The organism is Amycolatopsis pittospori (assembly GCF_013870525.1).
Classification (GTDB): Bacteria; Actinomycetota; Actinomycetes; order Mycobacteriales; family Pseudonocardiaceae; genus Amycolatopsis; species Amycolatopsis pittospori.
Window position 1 is genome coordinate 1 of sequence record NZ_JACBXD010000179.1, and the last position, 4,533, is coordinate 4,533.

The following is a 4,533-nucleotide window of genomic DNA, read 5'->3' on the forward strand; positions in this document are numbered from 1 at the left end:
GACGTCGCGGACCGCGATGCCGTCGCCGCCCTGCTCGAGAGCCTGCCCGCCGGGCCGGACTCGGTGGTGCACGCGGCCGGGGTGTCCCGTTCGGCGCCACTGGGCGAGACCTCGGCGGCCGAGTTCGCCGAGGTGCTCGACGGCAAGGTCGCCGGTGCGGTCCACCTGCACGAACTCACCCGCGACCGGGAACTCGACGCGTTCGTCGTGTTCTCCTCCATCGCCGGGATCTGGGGCAGCGCCGGGCAAAGCGGCTATTCGGCCGCCAATGCCGCGCTCGACGCGCTGATCGAGCAACGACGCGCGGACGGGCTGCCAGGGACGGCGGTCGCCTGGGGCCCGTGGGCCGAAGGGGGTATGGCCGACGGCGAGGGCGGCGAACAGCTACTGCGGATGGGGCTGGCGGGGCTCGCGCCCGAGCGGGCGCTCCTCGCGCTGGCCGGGGCGGTCGGCGCCGGGGACAGCACGGTGACCATCGCCGACGTGGACTGGTCGCGCTTCCTGCCGGTGTTCACCTCGGCCCGGCCCGCCCGGCTTTTCGACACGCTGCCGGAGGCCGCCACCGGACCGGCCGCAGCCGCGGAGCCGGGGCGGCGGGAAGAACTGGCCGGGATGAGCCCGGCCGAACTCCGGCGCACCCTGCTCGACCTGGTCTGCGCCGAGACCGCGGCGGTGCTCCAGCTGCCGGGCGGCGGCGACATCGGTCCCGCACGCCCGTTCCGCGATCTCGGACTGGACTCGGTCACCGCGGTGGAGCTGCGGGACAAGCTCGCCTCGGCGGCCGGTGTCCCGTTGCCCGCCAGCGTCGTGTTCGACCACCCGAGCCCGGACGCGCTCGTCGCGCACCTGGCCGCGGAGATCGCCGGGGACGGCGGCGAGCCCGGCGAGTCCGACGAGGACGGGCAGCTTCGCCGCGCCCTGGCCCTGATCTCGCCGGCCGCGCTGCGGGAGGCCGGGCTCACCGGCACGGTGCTGCGGCTGGCCGGGCTGGCGGCCCCGGATTCGCCGGAACAGACCGGGGACGGAGATCTCCTCGACACGATGGATCTCGACAACCTGGTGAAGATCGCGCTCGACGGCAATTCCTGATTGACACGGCCAGATGGGGATGATGATGGGTACGCCTTCCGAAAAAGTCGTCGATGCGCTGAGGGCGTCGCTCAAGGAGACCGGCAGGCTGCGCGAACAGAACCAGCGCCTGCTGGACGCCGCGCGTGAGCCGATCGCCATCGTGGGCATGGCCTGCCGGTACCCCGGCGGGGTCGCGTCGCCAGAGGACCTCTGGCGGCTGCTCGCCGACGGGACCGACGCGGTCGGCGGTTTTCCCGCCGACCGTGGCTGGAAGCTGGCCGAGCTGTACCACCCGGACCCGGACCACGCGGGCACCAGTTACGCCCGTGAAGGCGCGTTCGTCCACGACGCCGGGCAGTTCGACCCCGGGCTGTTCGGCATTTCCCCGCGTGAAGCGCTGGCGATGGATCCGCAGCAGCGGTTGCTGCTGGAGACCTCATGGGAGGCCTTCGAACGAGCGGGCATCCCCCTGCCCGCGGTGAAGGGCACCCGGACCGGCGTGTTCGCCGGCACCAACAACCAGGACTACGTGTCGTTGCTCGAGAACGGCCCGGACGAGCTGGAAGGCTTCCTCGGCACGGGGAACGCGGCCGCGGTGCTGTCCGGCCGGGTGGCCTACACCTTCGGACTCGAAGGTCCGGCGGTCACCGTGGACACCGCCTGTTCTTCCTCGCTGGTCGCCCTGCACCTCGCGGTGCAGGCGCTGCGCAACGGCGAGTGCGACCTGGCGCTGGCCGCCGGAGTCACCATCATGTCCACTCCGGCGGCGTTCCTGGACTTCAGCCGTCAGCGTGGCCTCGCGGTGGACGGCCGGTGCAAACCCTTCGCCGACGCCGCCGACGGCACCGGCTGGGGCGAGGGCGCCGGTGTGCTCCTGGTAGAGCGTTTGTCGGACGCCCGGCGCGCGGGACACCAGGTCCTGGCGGTGGTGCGGGGATCGGCGGTGAACCAGGACGGCGCTTCCAACGGGCTGACCGCGCCGAACGGGCCTTCGCAGCGCAGGGTGATCCGGGCCGCGCTGGCCAACGCCGCGCTCGCTCCGTCCGATGTGGACGTTGTGGAGGCGCACGGCACCGGGACCTCGCTGGGTGATCCGATCGAGGCGCAGGCGTTGCTGGCGACGTACGGGCAGGACCGTGAGCGGCCGTTGTGGCTGGGCGCGGTGAAGTCGAACCTCGGGCACACCCAGGCCGCCGCCGGGGTGGCGGGTGTGATCAAGATGGTCATGGCGATGCGGCACGGGGTGCTGCCCAAGTCGCTGCACGCCGACGAGCCGTCGTCCCGGGTGGACTGGACGGCGGGTTCGGTGGAACTGCTCGCCGAAGCCACGCCCTGGCCGGAAACCGGGCGCCCGCGGCGGGCGGGGGTCTCGTCCTTCGGCTTCAGCGGGACCAACGCGCACGCGGTGCTGGAACAGGCCCCGGTGGACGATGCGGTGCGGATCGAGCCCACCGCGCCGTCGGTGGTGCCGTTCGTGCTGTCCGGCAAGACCCCGGCTGCCCTGCGGGCGCAGGCCGGTCGACTGCTGTCCGTTGTGGACAGTGGGGCGGACTCCGTCGACATGGCCTTCTCCCTGGTGACGACCCGCACGGCGCTGGAGCACCGCGCCGTGGTGCTCGGGGACGACCTGGCGGCCGGGCTGACGGCACTGGCAGCGGGAACTTCGACGTCTTCCGCGGTCACCGGCGTCGCTTCCCGTGGCCGTTCGGCGTTCTTGTTCGCTGGTCAGGGTTCTCAGCGTGTTGGTATGGGTGCGGAGCTGTATGCGGAGTTCCCTGTTTTCGCTGAGGCTTTTGATGCTGCGTGTGAGTTCCTGCCGCCGCTAGGGGATCTTGGCCGTACGGAGTTCGCACAGCCTGCGTTGTTCGCTCTTGAGGTTGCGTTGTACCGACTTCTCGAGTCGTGGGGCGTGCGTCCGGACTTCCTGCTAGGCCACTCGATTGGTGAGATCGCGGCCGCGCATGTCGCCGGTGTGTTCTCGCTGGAGGACGCGGGCAGGCTGGTATCGGCTCGTGGTCGGTTGATGCAGGCGTTGCCCGAGGGTGGGGTGATGGTCGCGATCGAGGCGACCGAGGACGAGTTCACGCCCACGGCCGAGTTCGGGATCGCGGCGGTGAATGGCCCGAATTCGGTGGTGATCTCCGGTGCTGAACCTGTGGTTGCCCGGATTGCGGATGAGTTCGCGGCCAAGGGTCGTAAGACGAAGCGTCTTGAGGTGAGTCATGCGTTCCATTCGCCGTTGATGGAGCCGATGCTCGCCGAGTTCGCCGACGTTCTTGAGCGCATCACGTTCACTGCGCCGCAGATCCCGGTGGTGTCCACTGTGTCCGGTGGACTGACCGCGGACCTGACGTCGCCGCGGTACTGGCTCGATCACGTGCGCCAAGCGGTGCGTTTCGCCGACGGCGTGAAAACCCTTGCCGCACAAGGTGTGACATCCTTCCTCGAACTCGGCCCCGATGGGGTGCTGAGCGGGCTGGCGCAAGGCTGCCTGCCCGAGACGGACGCCCTGTTCGCGCCGATCCTGCGTCCCGACCGGCCGGAGGTCCGCACCGCGATCACCGCGCTGGGCGCGCTGCACACCCGGGGCACCGAGGTGGACTGGACCGCGCTGATCAGCGGGAACCGCGTCGAGCTGCCCACCTACGCCTTCCAGCACGAGCGGTACTGGTTCGATCCGGCGGACACCGGGGCCGCCGAGGTCGGTGCGGACCCGATCGACGCGGAGTTCTGGGCGGCCGTCGAACGGGACGACGTCGAATCGATCGCCACCACGTTCTCCGTCGACGCCGACCAGCCACTGCGAGCCGCGCTGCCCGCACTGGCGGCGTGGCGGCACCGCCGGCGGCAGGAAGCGGAGGCGGACTCCTGGGCCTACCAGGTCGACTGGCGGCCACTGACTGCCACGGGTACCGCCGATCCCGATGGCCGCTGGCTGGTGGTGCTGCCCGAGTCGCACCAGGACACGCGGCTGCTGACGGCCTTCGGCGACCGCGCCGAGGTGCTGGTCCTCACCGGCACCCCGGACCGCGCGGACCTGGCCGCCCGCCTCGCGGATCTGTCCGGGTTCACCGGCGTTCTGTCCAGAGTGGACGGTGCGAGCACCTTGGTGCTCCTGCAGGCACTCGGGGACGCCGGCTTCGAAGCACCGCTCTGGGCGGCCACCCGGCAGGCGGTGTCCGTCGAACCGGCCGACCGGGTGGCCCGGCCGGAAGACGCTCAGCTCTGGGGACTCGGCCGGGTGGCCGCGCTGGAACACCCCGACCGCTGGGGCGGGCTGCTCGACCTGCCCGCCGAGGACGACGAACAGACGCTGCGGCACACCCTGGCCGTACTGGGCGGCACGGAGGACCAGCTCGCGATCCGGCCGTCGGGCGTGTTCGCCCGCAGGCTGGTCAGAGCCGCCGCGACCACCGGAACCGACCGGTCGTGGCAGCCTCGTGGCACGGTCTTGATCACCGG

Annotated in this window: 2 protein-coding genes; both read left to right on the forward strand. The window is 71.5% G+C overall.

Translation table 11 applies throughout. The features are described from left to right. On the forward strand, positions 1–1,089 hold a 1,089-nt coding region (locus tag H5J31_RS39395), incomplete at its 5' end, for a beta-ketoacyl reductase (RefSeq protein ID WP_181777746.1). 25 nt (positions 1,090–1,114) lie between these two features. Then, positions 1,115–4,533: type I polyketide synthase (locus H5J31_RS39400; RefSeq protein ID WP_181777747.1), on the forward strand; the 3,419-nt coding region annotated here is incomplete at its 3' end.